Source organism: Streptomyces sp. NPDC048603 (assembly GCF_043199475.1).
Lineage (GTDB): Bacteria > Actinomycetota > Actinomycetes > Streptomycetales > Streptomycetaceae > Streptomyces.
Genome location: NZ_JBICVY010000006.1, coordinates 325,807 through 342,014, shown reverse-complemented (window position 1 = coordinate 342,014; position 16,208 = coordinate 325,807). Strand labels below are relative to the sequence as shown.

The window sequence follows — 16,208 nt, the reverse complement described above, 5'->3', positions numbered from 1 at the left end:
CCAGTTGGCGGTGATGTACGCCTACCCTTCAACGGGTGAACCAGTTGATGTCCCGCGAGTCCCAGACCGCCCTGCCAGGAAAGCCCGCCCAGCCCGAGCTGCCCGGCAAGGTACCGGATCGCCTGCGCGCCGAACTGATCGCATTCCGCCGGGACTTGCACATGCACCCCGAGCTCGGCCACCAGGAGTTCCGGACCACCGCCGCGATCAAGGCGCGACTGGAGAAAGCCGGCCTCCGGCCACGTGTGCTCCGGTCCGGCACCGGCTTGATCTGTGACGTGGGCACGTGGGACGGCGAGCGGCCCATGCTGGCGCTCCGCGCGGACATCGACGCCCTGCCCATTCCCGACGCCAAGACCCACGCCCCCTACCGGTCGACCGTCCCGGACCGGGCGCACGCCTGCGGGCACGACGTGCACACCGCGACCGTGCTCGGCGCCGGCCTGGTCCTCGCCGAGCTGGACCGGCAGGGGCTGCTGCCCCGGCCGGTGAGGCTGGTGTTCCAGCCGGCCGAGGAGGTCCTGCCCGGCGGCGCCACCGAGGCGATCGAGTCCGGCGTCCTGGACGGCGTAGGCAAGATCATCGCGGTGCACTGCGACCCCCGGGTGGACGCCGGGAAGATCGGCCTGCGGACCGGCGCGATCACCTCGGCCTGCGACCGGCTGGAGGTCAGCCTCGACGGGGCCGGCGGCCACACCGCCCGCCCGCACCTGACCACCGACCTGGTCACCGCCGCCGCCCGGGTGGCCGTCGACGTGCCCGCGCTGCTGGCCCGGCGGATGGACGCCCGCTCGGGCATGTCCGTCACCTGGGGCCGGATCGAGGCCGGGCACGCCTGCAACGTGATCCCGATGCACGCCGAGCTGTCCGGCACCGTGCGCTGCCTGGACCTGAACGCCTGGCACGAGGCGCCGGACCAGATCCACGCAGCCATCGACGAGGTCGCGACCATGCACGGGGCCAAGTTCGAGATCAACCACGTCCGCGGGGTGCCGCCGGTGGTCAACGACCCCGTGGTCACCGAACTGCTCCGGGAGGCGATGACCGCCCGGCGCGGTGCCGAGTCGGTGGAGGACACCGAGCAGAGCCTGGGCGGCGAGGACTTCTCCTGGTACCTGGAGCACGTCCCGGGCGCCATGGCGCGGCTGGGCGTCCGGGTCCCCGGCGACCCCGTCAAGCGCGATCTGCACCGCGGGGACTTCGACGTGGACGAGTCTGCGATCGCCGTCGGTGTGGAGTTCTTCACCGCCGCGGCCCTGCTCGACGGCCGCAGGCCAGGGCCGCACTTGTAGGTCGGGGCCGATCCGGCAAGACCCGTTACAACATCGGCGCGCCTCGCGTCTGACCCGTCCAGCCCTTGGTACACAAGGGCTGGACTGCGGACCCGTCACCGATCGGTCACTGTCCGGTTCGCGACGATCCGATAACGACTCATGAACGGGCCTTTAACTGACATCTACGCGCGTTACGATCGCGGCGAAACCAGCGCCGGTTCTCAGGCGCTTTCAGGTCAGGTTTTGAAGGAGCCTCCCCTTGCGCCGGATCACCCGTATCGCAACCGTGAGCGTCGCGTCCGCGGCTCTCGCGCTGTCCGCCACCGCGTGCGGTGGCAAGAAGTCCGGGGACGCCGGGTCCTCGGACTCGAAGCAGCCCACCGCCGCCATCGCCTACGACATCGGTGGCCGCGGCGACCAGTCGTTCAACGACGCCGCCTACGCGGGTCTGCAGAAGGCCGAAACGGACCTGCAGCTCAAGGGCAAGGAGGCCGAGCCGACCGAGGGTGAGTCCGAGGCCGACAAGGTCCAGCGCCTCACCGAGCTCGCCCGCAACGGCTCGAACCCGGTCATCGGCGTCGGTTTCGCCTACGGCCCCGCGATAAAGAAGGTCGCGCCGAAGTTCCCGAACACCACGTTCGGCCTCATCGACGACACCTCGGTGACCGACAAGAACATCGCGAACCTGGTCTTCAACGAGGAGCAGGGCTCCTACCTGGCCGGCGTCGCCGCCGCCAAGGCCTCCAAGACCGGCACGGTCGGCTTCATCGGCGGTGTCGAGGTTCCGCTGATCAAGAAGTTCGAGGCGGGCTTCGCCCAGGGCGTCAAGGACACCAACCCGAACGCCAAGGTACTCACCAAGTACCTGAGCCAGCCGCCGGACTTCTCCGGTTTCGCCAAGCCCGACCTGGGCAAGGCCGCCGCGCAGGGCCAGCTGGACGCCGGCGCGGACGTCATCTACGCGGCCGCCGGCCTGGCCGGCTCGGGCGCCATCGAGGCCGCCGCCAACAAGGGCGCCTGGGCCATCGGTGTCGACTCCGACCAGTACAACCAGGCGGGCCTGGCCAAGTTCAAGGACAAGATCCTGACCTCGGTCACCAAGGACGTCTCGGACTCGGTCTACAACCTGATCAAGTCCGTCAAGGACGGCAAGCCGCAGAACGGTGAGATCCGCTACGGCCTGGACAAGGACGGCGTCGGCCTGGCCGACTCCAACCCGGAGTACAAGAAGATGACGGACCTGATCGCCGCCGTCGAGAAGGCGAAGGCCGACATCATCGCCAAGAAGATCACCGTCAAGACCGCTCCGTAAGGAAGCGTCTCGACAGGGGTCCGGAGCGGCTGCCCTTGCAGCAGCCCTCCGGGCCCCGAACGGCTTTTGCCGCCGACTTTTCATTTCTGACAGTGCTACGCGCGTAGAGCGCATCGGGACGCGATAGCGTCACCCACCGCCCTGTCCCCTCCCCTCGACTCCTTCCGGCCAAGGAGAGTGCGTCATCAACGCGTCCAGCCCGCCCCTCGCCGTAGAACTGCACGGCATCACCAAGCGCTTCCCCGGCGTCGTCGCCAACAAGGACATCGCCATCACCGTCCGCAAGGGCACCGTGCATGCCCTGATCGGCGAGAACGGTGCCGGCAAGTCGACCCTGATGAAGATCCTCTACGGCATGCAGAAGCCGGACGAGGGCACCATCGCCATCGACGGGGAGCAGGTCTCCTTCAACAGCCCCGGCGAGGCCATCGCCCGCGGTATCGGCATGGTCCACCAGCACTTCATGCTGGCCGACAACCTCACCGTCCTGGAGAACGTCGTCCTCGGCGGCGAGAAGCTCTACGGCATCGGCGCCAAGGCCCGCAGGAAGATCCTGGAGATCTCGGACGCGTACGGCCTCGGCGTGCGCCCGGACGCGCTGGTCGAGGACCTCGGCGTCGCCGACCGGCAGCGCGTGGAGATCCTCAAGGTCCTCTACCGAGGTGCGAAGATCCTCATCCTCGACGAGCCGACCGCCGTGCTGGTCCCGCAGGAGGTCGACGCGCTCTTCGACAACCTCCGCGAGCTCAAGGCCGAGGGCCTGACCGTCATCTTCATCTCGCACAAGCTGGGCGAGATCCTCAAGGTCGCCGACGACATCACCGTCATCCGCCGCGGCACCACCGTCGGCACCGCCGACCCGAGGACCGCCACCACCAAGCAGCTCGCCGAGCTGATGGTCGGTGCCGAGCTGCCCTCGCCGGAGACCCGCGAGTCCACGGTCACCACCACCCCGATGCTCCAGGTCAAGCACCTGACGCTGGCCGACAAGGCCCCCATCACCACGCCCGAGGCGATGGCGCCGAACACCGAGATCGAGTCGGAGGAAGTGCACGAGCACGTCCCGGCCGGCCGTCTCCTGCTCGACAACGTCTCCTTCACCATCCACAAGGGCGAGGTCCTGGGCATCGCCGGTGTCGAGGGCAACGGCCAGACCGAGCTGATCGAGGCCCTGATGGGCATGAACACCCCGGACGGGGGTGTGATCACGCTCGACGGCAAGGACATCACCAAGACCCCGGTGCGCAAGCGCCGCGAGGGCGGCATCGGCTACATCCCCGAGGACCGGCACCGGCACGGCCTGCTGCTGGAACACCCGCTGTGGGAGAACCGCATCCTCGGCCACGTCACCGAGGCCCCCAACTCCAAGCGCGGCATCCTCGACCCGAAGGCCGCCCGCAAGGACACCGAGCGGATCGTGCGCGAGTACGACGTCCGCACCCCCGGCATCGAGGTCACCGCGGCCTCGCTCTCCGGCGGCAACCAGCAGAAGCTGATCGTCGGCCGGGAGATGAGCCACAACCCCAAGTTCCTGATCGCCGCCCACCCCACCCGCGGTGTGGACGTCGGCGCGCAGGCGCAGATCTGGGACGCGATCCGGGAGGCCCGCCGCGAAGGCCTGGCCGTACTGCTGATCTCCGCCGACCTGGACGAGCTGATCGGCCTGTCCGACACCCTGCGCGTCATCTACCGCGGCCGCCTGGTCGCGGACGCCGACCCGGCGACCGTCACCCCGGAGGAGCTGGGCACCGCCATGACCGGCGCAGCCGCGGGGCACCTGGAAGCCAACGACACCAACTCCGCCGCTGCCGACGGTGACACGACGGAGGACGAGGCCCGATGAAGAAAATCGACAAGGACAAGCTGATCCTCGCCTTCGCCGGGCCAGTGCTGGCTCTGGTCAGCGCCTTCCTGCTGACGATGGTCGTGCTGGCGGCGACGGGCGTGGACCCGATCGAGCCGCTGCGCCTGATGATCGAGAACGGCTCGTACGAGGACGTCCAGATCCTCATCGTGAACCAGGCCGGCACGTACTACCTGGCGGCGCTCGCGGTGGCCATCGGCTTCCGCATGAACCTCTTCAACATCGGTGTCGACGGTCAGTACCGGTTCGCCGCGATGATCTCCGCCTCCGTCGGCGCCGCGGTGGCCCTCCCCGGCCCGCTGCACATCCTGCTGATCATCGTCGTCGCCATGCTGGTGGGTGCCGCCTGGTCCGGTATCGCCGGTGTGCTGAAGGCGAAGCGAGGCGTCAGCGAGGTCGTCTCCACGATCATGCTGAACGCCATCGCCACCAGCATCATCGCCTGGCTGATCCTGCCGAAGAACCTCGGTGTGCAGCTGCCCGGCTCCAACGACATCACCACCGGTGAGATCGCCGAGTCCGGCTGGTTCCCGGCCCTTGCCATCGGTGACTCCGGCGAGATCTACGGCTTCACCTTCGTGGCCTTCGCGCTCGGCATCGTCTACTGGTTCGTGCTCAACCGCACCCGCTTCGGCTTCGACCTGCGTGCCAGTGGTGCCAGCGAGTCCGCCGCCGCGGCCTCCGGTGTCGACTCCAAGCGGATGATCATCACCGCGATGCTGATCTCCGGAGCGGTCGCGGGTCTGGTCGGCATGCCGGTCCTGCTCGGCGAGAGCCACACGTACAGCCTGAACTTCCCGCTCGGCGTCGGCTTCACCGGCATCACCATCGCCCTCCTGGGCCGCAACAGCCCGGTCGGCATCTTCTTCGCCGCCCTGCTGATCGCCTTCATCAACAAGGCGTCCGCCGGCCTGGACACGGCCGGTTACGCCAAGGAGATCGGCAAGATCATGGAGGGTCTGATCGTGATCGCGGTCGTCGTCTCCTACGAGCTCGTCCGCCGCTACGGCATCCGCCGTCAGCAGCAGAAGGTCGGCGAGGAGCTGGCCGCCGGCCACGCCATGAAGACCGACAAGGAGGTCGCGGCGTGAGCGCCGGTACCGTTTCCGCGAAGAAGGCGGCGCCCGCTCCGGGCGGCCGCCGCAAGCTGACCCTGCCCTGGGTCCTCCTGATCATCGCCGGTGGCCTGGTGCTGCTCTCGCTGGCCCGGACGATCTCCGGCGCCAACGACCTCACCTCCGTCGGCCAGGTCTCCCAGGCCCTCGTGCTCGCCGTCCCGATCGGCCTGGCCGGCCTCGGTGGCCTGTGGGCCGAGCGCGCGGGCGTGGTCAACATCGGTCTCGAAGGCATGCTGATCCTGGGCACCTGGTTCGGAGCCTGGGCCGGTTACCAGTGGGGTCCGTGGACCGGTGTCCTGGTGGGCATCGTCGGTGGTGCGCTCGGCGGCCTGCTGCACGCGGTCATGACCGTGACCTTCAACGTCAACCACATCGTCTCCGGTGTGGCCGTGAACATCCTGGCGGTGGGCTTCACCCAGTACCTGTCGGAGTTCACCTTCGCCGAGGCCCCGGGCGGCTCCTCCAAGCAGTCCCCGCGCATCGAGCCGATCACGAGCATCACCGTGCCAGGGGCCGACTCACTGGCCGAGCTGCAGGACAAGCACTGGTTCCTGATCTCGGACATCGCCGGCATCGTCGGCGGTCTGCTGACCAACCTCTCGCTGCTGACCGTGGTCGCCCTGCTGCTGATCCCCGCCACCTGGTGGGTGCTGTGGCGGACCGCCTTCGGCCTGCGCCTGCGCTCCTGCGGTGAGAACCCGGTCGCCGCCGAGTCCCTCGGCGTCAACGTCTACAAGTACAAGTACATCGCCGTGATCGTCTCCGGCGGCATGGCCGGCCTCGGCGGCGCCTTCCTGGCGATCGTCTCCACCGGCATCTACCAGGAGGGCCAGACCGGCGGCCGCGGCTACATCGGTCTCGCCGCGATGATCTTCGGTAACTGGATGCCCGGCGGCATGGCGCTCGGCGCCGGCCTCTTCGGCTTCACCGACAGCCTCAAGCTTCGCGGCGGTGCCGAGAACGTCCTCGCCATGGTGCTGCTGGTCGCGTTCCTGCTGGTCCTGTTCGCCGCCTGGCAGCTGTACAAGAAGCAGACCGTCAAGGCGGCCGTCACCGGCGTCTTCGCGGCCCTGCTGTTCCTCCTGTACGCGGTCACCGACGAGATCCCGAGCCAGTTCGTGGACGCCGCCCCGTACGTCACCACCCTGCTGGTGCTCGCCCTGTCGGCGCAGCGCCTGCGGATGCCCAAGGCGGACGGCATGCCGTACCGCAAGGGCCAGGGCAAGTGACGCCGGTGACGACCGCGCACACCCCCGACTGGGACGCCCTCCGGGAGGCCGCCCGGGACGCCATGTCCCGGGCGTACGCCCCCTACTCGGGCTTCCCGGTCGGGGTGGCCGCCCTGGTCGACGACGGCCGGGTGGTCACCGGATGCAACGTCGAGAACGCCAGCTACGGCCTCGGCCTGTGCGCCGAGTGCGGCCTGGTCTCGGCCCTGCAGGCGTCAGGCGGCGGCCGCCTGACGCACTTCACCTGCGTGGACGGCAAGGGCGAGCTCCTGGTCCCGTGCGGACGCTGCCGCCAGCTGCTGTTCGAGTTCGGCGGCCCCGAACTCCAGGTGGACACCCCCGAGGGTGTCCTGCCGCTCTCCGCGATGCTGCCCCAGGCCTTCGGCCCGGACCATCTCCGCTAGGGCTCCTTCTCCGCGGCCCCCGCACCCCGTCCGGTGCGGGGGCCGCACCCGTCTCCCTTCTCAACGCGCGTAGAGTCGCGCACGTACCGAACTTGTCGGAAGGAAACTGCCATGGACGTCATTTCCGTCATCCGCACCAAGCGTGACCGCGGTGAGCTGAGCCCCGAGCAGATCGACTGGGTCATCGACGCGTACACCCGCGGTGTCGTGGCCGACGAGCAGATGTCCGCCCTGGCGATGGCCATCCTGCTGAACGGCATGAACCGTGCCGAGATCGCCCGCTGGACCGCCGCCATGATCGCCTCCGGCGAGCGCATGGACTTCTCCTCCCTCTCCCGCCCGACCGCCGACAAGCACTCCACCGGCGGCGTCGGCGACAAGATCACCCTCCCGCTGGCCCCGCTGGTCGCGGCCTGCGGCGCGGCCGTACCGCAGCTGTCCGGCCGGGGCCTCGGCCACACCGGCGGCACCCTGGACAAGCTGGAGTCCATCCCCGGCTGGCGCGCCCTGCTCTCCAACGAGGAGATGCTGAACGTCCTGGACACCACCGGCGCGGTGATCTGCGCCGCCGGTGACGGCCTGGCCCCCGCCGACAAGAAGCTGTACGCGCTGCGCGACGTCACCGGCACCGTCGAGGCGATCCCGCTGATCGCCTCCTCGATCATGTCCAAGAAGATCGCCGAGGGCACCGGCTCCCTGGTCCTGGACGTGAAGGTCGGCTCCGGCGCCTTCATGAAGAACATCGAGGACGCCCGCGAGCTGGCCCGCACCATGGTCGGCCTCGGCACCGACTCGGGCGTCAAGACCGTCGCCCTGCTCACCGACATGTCCACCCCGCTCGGCCTGACCGCCGGCAACGCCCTCGAAGTCCGCGAGTCGGTCGAGGTTCTGGCCGGCGGCGGCCCGGCGGACGTCGTCGAGCTCACCCTGGCCCTGGCCCGCGAGATGCTCGACGCTGCCGGCGTGAAGGACGCCGACCCGGCGAAGGCCCTGGCGGACGGCTCCGCCATGGACGTCTGGCGCCGGATGATCGCGGCGCAGGGCGGCGACCCGGACGCGAAGCTCCCGGTCGCGCGCGAGCAGCACGTGGTCACCGCCCCGGCCTCGGGCGTGCTGACCCGCCTGGACGCGTACGGCGTCGGCGTCGCCGCCTGGCGCCTGGGCGCGGGCCGCGCCCGCAAGGAGGACCCGGTGCAGGCGGGCGCCGGCATCGAGCTGCACGCGAAGCCGGGCGACACGGTCACGGCCGGGCAGCCGCTGATGACCCTGCACACGGACACCCCGGAGAAGTTCGAGTACGCCCTCGCCTCCCTGGAGGGCACGTACGACGTCGCCCCGGCCGGCACCGCCTTCTCGGCCGCGCCGATCGTCCTGGACCGCATCGCCTGACGCGGACGCTCACTCGGGTGAACGGGACCGGTGGACCACCGCCGGTCCCGTTCGTCATGCCGGGACCGGTGCCGGCGATGAGTTTCGCCCCTGCCGCGGGTCACCACCGTATGGAGATCAGGATCCTGGCCCTGGAGGGGCCCGAGGCCGACCCCGTCGAGCTGTGCGCGCGCGTGAGGGCGATCTGCCGGGACGGGCCCGGCGAGGTGGTGTGCGATGCCACCGCCCTCACCGCGCCCACACTCGGCGCCGTCAACGCCCTGGCCCGCGCCGCACTCACCGCCCGCCGCCTGGGCGTTCCCTTCAGGGTGCGGGCCTCGCCGGCCCTGCAGGCCCTGCTGGACCTGGTAGGACTCGGGGAGCCGCTGGGACAGCCCTTACAGCAGCCCCTACGGCAGCCGCTCCGGCAAGCCGAACAGCGGGAACCAGCGGGCCGTGTCCAGGAAGGCGTTGAGCCCGACGATCCGCCCGCCTGAGATCTCCAGCACCTGCAGCGCCCACGGTGTGTGCCCGTCGCCGTCCTCCGCGGGCCGGTACTGCCCGAAGGCGGGCAGCCCGTTCGCCGTGGTCGGGACGAGCCGCGACCCCTTGCAGCCGATGCCCTGGTTGAGATGCCAGGCGGCAATGTCCGGGATCCCCCGAAGCCACAGGTCGAAGGGAGGCATGGACAGCACCGCGTCTTCATGCAGCAGCGAGGTCAGAGCGGTGATGTCGTACGCCTCGAAGGCGGTCAGGTACCGCTTGAGCAGCTCGGCCTGGTCCGCGTCCAGCGGATCGGCCGGGCTGCTGTCCCGGGGCGGGTGCGCCGCCATCGTCGCCCTGGCCCGCTGCAGCGCACTGTTCACCGAGGCCACGGTCGTATCCAGCAGCTCCGCGGTCTCGTCCGCCTTCCAGGCGAGCACCTCCCGCAGGATCAGCACGGCCCGCTGCTTCGCCGGCAGGTGCTGCAGCGCCGCCACGAACGCCAGCCGCACGGACTCCTTGGCCAGCGCCGCCTCGGCCGGGTCAGCGGTCTGCGGCAGCACCCGCCCGTCCGGCACCGGCTCCAGCCAGGTCACTTCCGGCCGCTCGTTGAGCACGGCGGAGGACTGCGCCTGCGGGGCGGTCAGATCCATCGGGCGGGCCCGCTTGTTCCCCGCGTTCAGCAGGTCCAGGCAGACGTTGGTGGCGATCCGGTACAGCCAGGACCGCACCGAGGAACGCCCCTCGAACTTCGCCCAGCTCCGCCAGGCACGCACGTACGTGTCCTGCACGGCGTCCTCCGCGTCGAAGGACGACCCGAGCATCCGGTAGCAGTACCCGGTCAGCTCGACCCGGTACCGCTCCATCGCCTCGTCCAGCGCCGGATCCGTCGTCGCGAGGTCACTCATGTCGCCCGTCCCCCTTGCTGGTTCCCGTCCCTCCGGAAACTACCCGAGCCCACTGACAACGGCAGCCGGAATCGAGTTCCCGCCGGTCAGGTGCCCGGCTTGCGGCCCCAGACGTAGACGTCCTCGCCCTTGGTGAGGAGGTTCCAGTAGGCCTTGGCGTCGGTGGGGGTCATGTTGACGCAGCCGCCGGAGCCCGGGGGGTTCCACATGCTCTTGGTCGTGGAGTGGAAGGCTATGCCGCCGTCGAAGAACTGGGAGTACGGCATCGAGACGTTGTAGATCGTCGACCAGTGGTTGATGCTGCGGTAGTAGATCTTCTTCAGGCCGGTGCGGGTCTCCGTGCCGTCCTTGCCGGTGCGGACCGGGACCGGGCCGTAGACCAGCTTGCTGCCGTCCTGGATCCAGCTCAGCTGGCGGGTCAGGTCCACGCAGGCGATCCGACCGCGATTGGTCGGGCAGGCGCCCGACTTGTTCGGGGTCTTTCCCGCCGCGCGCTGGGCCAGCATCGTGTTCATCGTCTGCCAGGTCAGCGGGCCGGCGTAACCCATGGTGGGCGTGATGCCGTGCTTGGCCTGGAAGGCCTTGATGGCCTGGCAGTCGGCGGCCGACTGCTTGCCGTCCACCGGGCGGCCCAGGAACTGCTCCACCTGTCGCTGGTACGGGCCGGTGGTCAGGTTGCAGGACGCGGCGGAGGCCGTGCCCGCCGTCCCTATGACCGCCACCGGCGCGGCCAGCGCCGCCAGGCCGGCCGTCACCGCCATCCGCCTGCCGATTCCGCCCGCCCAGCCGGTCCCGCGCCTCGCGATCATTGCGGACCTCCCCGCCTCGCCGCCGTCTGCTTCGGCGGGAAGACGCGTCCCGGGTGCACCGGGTTGCGGGTCGGCTTGCGTAAATCGGCTCGTGCGACCGTCGTACGCCCCCCTGCGTGACGGCGTAGGACATGCCGTGCCTAGCCTGCACGGATGAGCACACCGAACGTTTCCGAACTGCTCGCCGAGTTCCCCGGGTTCGCCCCGTACGTGCGCACCGCGACCCTCCTGCGGCCCTCCGCCGGAACGCCTGGCACACACGACAGCTCCGTCGGCGGGCCCCTGCTGTGGCCCGCGGACGAGGCCTGGCCGTGCTGCCGGGAACCGCACATGGTCTACGTGCGGGAGAAACTGGCTGAGGCCGAGCGGGAGTTGTGGCAGCGCATCGAGCGTGATGTGAGGGAGCGGCGGCGGCCGGGGCAGGCGTACGTGCTGACCGCCGAGGAGGCCGAGGCCCAGTCGCGGATCATGGACGGCGCGTCTTCGCTGGACATGGTGGCCTGGGAACGGGTCCGGATGGTGCCGGAGCCGGTGGTGGGGGAGGGGCCGCCGATGGTCCCCGTGCTGCAGATCCATGCCAAGGACGTGCCGGCCCTGGACCGGCCGGCCGGGAGCGATCTGCTGCAGCTGCTGTGGTGCCCGCAGGACCACGCCGAACCGGACGGGCAGCGGCACTACTGGGGGCCCGTGGTGGAGCTGCGATACCGGGCCTCCGGCGAGGTCGGTGCGGTGGCCGGTGCACCGCCCGTGCCGGACGACGCCGACCCCGTCTACCTGCCGGAGCCGTGCGTCTTCGAGCCCGTCGAGGTGGTCGACCTGCCGGAGCAGGACGAGCTGCCGGAGGAGCTGTACGAGTCCGCCGAGGCGTGGGCCGAGGAGCGGGGGCTGGAGTACAACCGGGTGTTCGGGTGCCTGCCCGGGTGGAAGGCCGGGGGATGGCCCAGCTGGCACCTCACCGACTTCACCGCGATCGACTGCCGGTGCGGGGCCCGGATGCGGCTGCTGCTCACGGTGGACAGTGGCGGGGATCCCAGGCTCAACGTGGGACGGTACGGAGAACTCCGGGTGTTCCGCTGCCCCGAGGACCCCGGGCATCCGGTGCGCCTGAACATCCAGTGAGCAGAGCCGGGGGCCGGGGGCCGGGGGTGCGGGGCCGCTGCCCCGGCCCGCACCCCCGCCCCCCGGCCCGGTCTACGCGGCGGCCGGCCGCCGGGTGGTGAGCAGCCGCTCCGCCCGCCGCTCCGCCCGAGCCACCCGCGAGCCGTACACGGTGATCGACACGACGCCGAGTACGGCCGCCAGGGCCAGCGCCGCCGTGGCCGGCCAGCCGCCGGAGTGGTACGCCAGCGCGCCGAGGGTGCCGCCCGCGCTGGAGCCCAGGTAGTAGGCGGACTGGTAGAGAGCCGAGGCCTGCGCGCGGCCCGTCTTCGCGGTGCGGCTCACCGAGGAGGAGGCGACCGCGTGCCCGGCGAAGAATCCGGCGGTGATCAGGACCAGACCGAGCAGGATCAGCCCCAGGGAATCGGAGAGGGAGGCCAGCAGGCCCAGCGCCGTGGTGGTGACCGCCAGGTACAGGGCACCGCGCCGGCCCAGCCGGGCCACCAGCTGCCCGGCCGCTGCCGAGGCCGCCGTGCCGACCAGGTAGATGAGGAAGACCGAGCCGACCACGCCCTGGCCGAGCGAGAACGGCTCCTCGGTCAGCCGGTAGCCGATCACCGTGTAGACCGCGCCGAAGACCGTCATGAACAGCGCGCCGATGCCGTAGAGGCGCAGCAGCAGAGGGTCCCGCAGGTGTCCGGCGACCGTACGGCCCAGCGCCCGCGGGTCCAGCGAGGCCGGGCGGAAGAACCGGGCCCGGGGCAGCAGGGCGGCGAACACCGCCGCGCAGCCCAGCGCCAGCAGGCCGACGGTCAGCAGCGCGCCGCGCCAGCCCCACAGCTCGGCGGCCCAGCCGGTGACCAGGCGGCCGCTCATCCCGCCGATGGAGTTGCCCGCCACGAACAGTCCGATCGCCGCGACCAGCGCCTTGGGCCGGACCTCCTCCGCCAGGTACGCCATCGCGGACGCCGGGACACCGGCGATCGCCGCGCCCTGCACCGCGCGCAGGACGACCATCCACTCCAGGTTCGGCGCGAACGGCACCAGCAGGCCGACCGCCACGGCCACCGCCATCGAGCACAGCATCATCCGGGTCCGCCCGAACCGCTCGGACAGCGCGCTGAGCGGGAGCACGCACAGGGCGAGCGCGCCGGTCGCGGCCGACACCGTCCAGCTGGCCTGACCGGCCGTCACGCCGAAGTCGGCGGAGATGGCGGGCAGCAGCGCCTGGGTGGAGTAGAGGAGGACGAAGACGGCGAGGCCGGCGGCGAAGAGCGCGAGGCTCATGCGCCGGTAGGCGCGGGTGCCGGGGCCGAGGGGCTCGGGGCCGAGGGGCTCAGAGTCGAGCGGCTCGGCGGCGAGGGGCTCGGGGGAGCCGTGCGCCCCGGTGGTGTCGGAGGGCTCGGGGAACGACGGGGTGGAGGCAGCCACGGTGGTGGCTGCCCCGGTATGAGCGGGAGGCATACCTCGACGGTAGGACTCCTTCTTTCATGCGTCCAATGCGTAGAATCACGGAAATCGATCCACTCGTGCATCAGCACAGCTCACAGGGGTGCTTGTCGATGAGCCGTTACGAAGAAGACATCACGATGACAAGCCTGCTGGCCCCCCGGCTGACCTATTTCGTCACCGTCGCCCGCCACGAGCACGTCACCCGCGCCGCCCATGAGCTGGGGATTCCGCAGTCCACCCTGTCCCGGGCCATCGTCCGGCTCGAACAGGACCTGGGCGTCGCGCTGTTCGCCCGTACCGGCCGCACCGTCTCCCTCACCACGGCCGGCCGCACCTTCCTCGCCTCCGCCGAGCGCGCGCTCGGAGAGATCGGCCGGGCCGCCGGATCCGTGCAGCAGGACGCCGATCCGCACGCCGGCAAGGTGGCGTTCGGCTTCCTGCACACCCTCGGCCCGGAGACCGTCCCCGGGCTGATCCGTGCCTTCCGGGCCGACCACCCCGGGGTCCGCTTCTCGCTCGTCCAGAACTACGGCGAGGCCATGCTGGAACGGCTCCGGGCCGGCGAGCTCGACCTCTGCCTGACCTCGCCGGTGCCGGACGCGCCCGACCTGGCCACCCGGCGCCTGGACGAGCAGCGGCTCCGGCTGGTCGTCCCCGACGACCACCGGCTCGCCGCGCGCAAGCGGATCCGGCTGGCCGAGGCGGCCGACGAAACCTTCGTCACCCTCGAACCGGGTTACGGGCTCCGCAGGATCACCGACGACCTGTGCGCCGAGGCCGGGTTCACCCCCAGGGTGGCCTTCGAGGGCGAGGAGGCCGAGACCCTGCGCGGTCTGGTCGCCGCCGGACTGGGCGTGGCCCTGCTGCCGCCGCCCGCGGTGCCGCGCCCCGGCGTGGTTGAGCTGACCGTGACCGCTCCGCGCGCCGTCCGCGAGATCGGGGTCGCCTGGCTGGAGGGCCACCCGGACACCCCGCCGGTGGCCGCGTTCAAGCGGTTCCTGCTGTCCCGCCGGGGCCGGCTGATCCCGGAGTCCTGAGCGGCGCGGGGGCGGGCGGCGCGGGGGCGGGCGGTGCCGAGCCGGATGCCGCCGCCGCCCGGGCCACCGCGTACCCGGCCTGGAAGCGCGACTTGGCACCCACCGCGCGCATGATCTCCGCGATGTGCCGCTGACAGGTCCGCTCGGACATGCCCAGCCGACGGGCGATGATCTTGTCCTCCAGGCCCTCCGCGAGCATCCGTACGATCTCCCGGCGCAGCTCCTCCGAGAGGGAGCGGGCCTGGTCCGGCCCGACGGTCGTGACGAACGGCTCCGCCGTCAGCCACGACCGCTCGAACACCTCCACCATGAAGTGCACGACGTTCGGCTCCCGCACCACCAGGGCCGCGCCCGGCACGTCGTGCACCGCCATCAGGCCGGTGCTCCGGTCGTAGACGAGCATCCGCGGCAGCCCGTCCCCGAGCGTGCGGACCTGCGCCCCGAGGGCGGTCACCCGCTCCACGTAGGCGGCGGTCGGCCGCGAGTAGCGGGCGGTGTGCTGGTAGATCGTCCGCATCCGGACCCCGCGCGCCAGCAGGGACTCGTCCCGGCCGATCGCGTCCTCCAGTACCTCCTGGGGGCGGCCGCCGCCCGGCTGCGAGATCAGCAGCTCCGCCTCGCAGCCCGCCGAGAGCTGCGCGATCAGCGCCCGTAACGAGCCCAGGTCGGTGACCACCTCCAGGCCGCCCGAACCCGTCCGGTCCCGCTGCGCGGTGCCCGCCTCGTACGCCGGCACCAGGGCCTCCAGGCGCTCCCGGAGCCGGTCCATCTGGTCGTGGGTCTCCCGGACCCGCAGGGCCAGCGGCGCCAGCGCACGGGCCGCCGCAGCGCGCGGGGGCACGGCGGTCCACCGGTCCGGGCCGCCGTCCGGGGCCCGCTGGAGGAGGTGTGCGGCGGCCAGCTCGGTGATCGCGGCGGCGGCCCGGGCGCCGAGCTCGCGGGTCGCCTCGGGGGCGGCGAAGGCGTGCCGCTCCACGGCGTACGCGTACAGCCGCAGGGCGGCGGGACTCAGCTCACCGGCGCCGCCCGCGCCGTTCACATGATCCTCGGCCGGCATGTGGCTATTCGTCCCTTGATGAGGGGTTTCATAAACCCCTCGTATTCCCGCAAGGCGGCAATACGAGGCCCGGGACCGGACCGGCGGCGCATACCGGACCGGCACAGTGGACGGGCGGCGTCACGCGGGGGGCACGCCGACCCGCCGGCGCCGTCCGACCGTGGGGGGGCGGTACGGGCGGCCCGGCGGAGGCGGCGAACGACGCCGGTCCGCTCGGGCATCGGCCGAGTCCCGCCGGCGTCGGCCGACGCCCGCGCGGACCCGCGCCGGCATCGGCTCGGGGCCCCGGGGGCGGCGCCGCCGAGGGCCCCGCCCCGGTCCGCGCCGCCGCCAAGGGCCGAGCCTCGGTCGGCGGGCCGCCGCTCCGCCTCAGGCCGGCTTCGCGTAGTCGCCGTAGCCGGTCCAGTCCAGGGCCACGCACGCCTCGTCGCCCAGCACCCACGCATCGTGTCCGGGGGCGATCTCGATGAAGTCGCCCGGGCCCATCTCGGCGGTCTCGCCGTCGTCCATCACGATCTTCATCCGGCCGCTGACCACGTAGCCCGTGTGGGCCGCCTGGCAGCTGTCGGTGCCCGCGATCGGCTTCACGTGCTCCGACCAGCGCCAGCCCGGCTCGAAGACGGCGCGGCCGACCGGGCCGCCGTCCGTCTGGAACAGGTCAAGCCTGCCCTTGCCGTCCTCGAACGGGCGGGTCTCGTCCGGCTTGTCGAAGTTTCTGAGCTGGATTCCGGCCATCCAGACCGCCTCCCAGGGAGATCCCCGAGCGGGCCCCGAGTCCGCTTCCACTCTACGTTT

At 71.4% G+C, this 16,208-nt stretch carries 15 protein-coding genes; 10 read left to right on the top strand and 5 right to left on the bottom strand.

Annotation, left to right across the window (positions count from 1 at the left end; all coding sequences use genetic code 11):
• Positions 1–47: 47 nt before the first annotated feature.
• From ACGFQ9_RS17075 to ACGFQ9_RS17040, 8 genes are all read left to right on the top strand, one after another.
• Entirely contained in the window at positions 48–1,292 is a 1,245-nt protein-coding gene (locus tag ACGFQ9_RS17075) for an amidohydrolase (protein WP_393574771.1), read from the top strand.
• Between the two features lie 241 nt (positions 1,293–1,533).
• Positions 1,534–2,586, top strand: coding sequence for a BMP family protein (locus ACGFQ9_RS17070; protein ID WP_393574594.1), 1,053 nt, complete (start codon positions 1,534–1,536; stop codon positions 2,584–2,586).
• A gap of 184 nt (positions 2,587–2,770) precedes the next feature.
• A complete protein-coding gene (locus ACGFQ9_RS17065; protein ID WP_393574770.1) occupies positions 2,771–4,429 on the top strand; it encodes an ABC transporter ATP-binding protein in 1,659 nt (552 codons plus the stop codon).
• Positions 4,426–5,541 (top strand): ABC transporter permease, encoded by a 1,116-nt coding sequence (locus ACGFQ9_RS17060; RefSeq protein WP_393574593.1) that lies wholly within the window; start codon positions 4,426–4,428, stop codon positions 5,539–5,541. The genes ACGFQ9_RS17065 and ACGFQ9_RS17060 overlap by 4 nt, the downstream gene beginning before the upstream one ends.
• A complete protein-coding gene (locus ACGFQ9_RS17055) occupies positions 5,538–6,797 on the top strand; it encodes an ABC transporter permease (protein ID WP_393574592.1) in 1,260 nt (419 codons plus the stop codon). Before ACGFQ9_RS17060 ends, ACGFQ9_RS17055 begins: the two co-directional genes overlap by 4 nt.
• A gap of 5 nt (positions 6,798–6,802) precedes the next feature.
• A complete protein-coding gene (locus ACGFQ9_RS17050) occupies positions 6,803–7,201 on the top strand; it encodes a cytidine deaminase (protein WP_393574591.1) in 399 nt (132 codons plus the stop codon).
• Between the two features lie 111 nt (positions 7,202–7,312).
• Complete coding sequence (locus tag ACGFQ9_RS17045) at positions 7,313–8,590, top strand: thymidine phosphorylase (RefSeq protein ID WP_393574590.1); 1,278 nt, start codon at positions 7,313–7,315, stop codon at positions 8,588–8,590.
• Between the two features lie 110 nt (positions 8,591–8,700).
• On the top strand, positions 8,701–9,066 hold the full coding sequence (locus ACGFQ9_RS17040) for a hypothetical protein (protein ID WP_393574589.1): 366 nt from the start codon (positions 8,701–8,703) through the stop codon (positions 9,064–9,066).
• On the opposite strand, the gene ACGFQ9_RS17035 is transcribed toward ACGFQ9_RS17040, so the two are convergent.
• Both ACGFQ9_RS17035 and ACGFQ9_RS17030 read right to left on the bottom strand, forming a co-directional pair.
• Positions 8,980–9,960, bottom strand: a complete 981-nt coding sequence (locus ACGFQ9_RS17035; protein ID WP_393574588.1) for a sigma-70 family RNA polymerase sigma factor — start codon at positions 9,958–9,960, stop codon at positions 8,980–8,982. The genes ACGFQ9_RS17040 and ACGFQ9_RS17035 overlap by 87 nt on opposite strands.
• Positions 9,961–10,046: 86 nt before the next feature.
• Positions 10,047–10,721 (bottom strand): L,D-transpeptidase family protein, encoded by a 675-nt coding sequence (locus ACGFQ9_RS17030; RefSeq protein WP_393574769.1) that lies wholly within the window; start codon positions 10,719–10,721, stop codon positions 10,047–10,049.
• Positions 10,722–10,922: 201 nt separating this feature from the next.
• On the opposite strand from ACGFQ9_RS17030, the gene ACGFQ9_RS17025 reads away from it, so the two are divergent.
• Positions 10,923–11,888, top strand: coding sequence for a hypothetical protein (locus ACGFQ9_RS17025; RefSeq protein ID WP_393574587.1), 966 nt, complete (start codon positions 10,923–10,925; stop codon positions 11,886–11,888).
• 72 nt (positions 11,889–11,960) lie between these two features.
• Here the strand turns inward: ACGFQ9_RS17025 and ACGFQ9_RS17020 are convergent, their stop codons facing one another.
• Positions 11,961–13,331 (bottom strand): MFS transporter, encoded by a 1,371-nt coding sequence (locus tag ACGFQ9_RS17020; RefSeq protein WP_393574586.1) that lies wholly within the window; start codon positions 13,329–13,331, stop codon positions 11,961–11,963.
• Between the two features lie 98 nt (positions 13,332–13,429).
• On the opposite strand from ACGFQ9_RS17020, the gene ACGFQ9_RS17015 reads away from it, so the two are divergent.
• A complete protein-coding gene (locus ACGFQ9_RS17015) occupies positions 13,430–14,356 on the top strand; it encodes a LysR family transcriptional regulator (RefSeq protein WP_393574585.1) in 927 nt (308 codons plus the stop codon).
• Here ACGFQ9_RS17015 and ACGFQ9_RS17010 read toward each other — a convergent pair.
• Positions 14,307–15,413, bottom strand: coding sequence for a LuxR C-terminal-related transcriptional regulator (locus ACGFQ9_RS17010; RefSeq protein WP_393574584.1), 1,107 nt, complete (start codon positions 15,411–15,413; stop codon positions 14,307–14,309). The two genes, ACGFQ9_RS17015 and ACGFQ9_RS17010, sit on opposite strands and share 50 nt — an antisense overlap.
• A 369-nt stretch (positions 15,414–15,782) precedes the next feature.
• Entirely contained in the window at positions 15,783–16,148 is a 366-nt protein-coding gene (locus tag ACGFQ9_RS17005; protein WP_393574583.1) for a cupin domain-containing protein, read from the bottom strand.
• Positions 16,149–16,208: the final 60 nt, after the last annotated feature.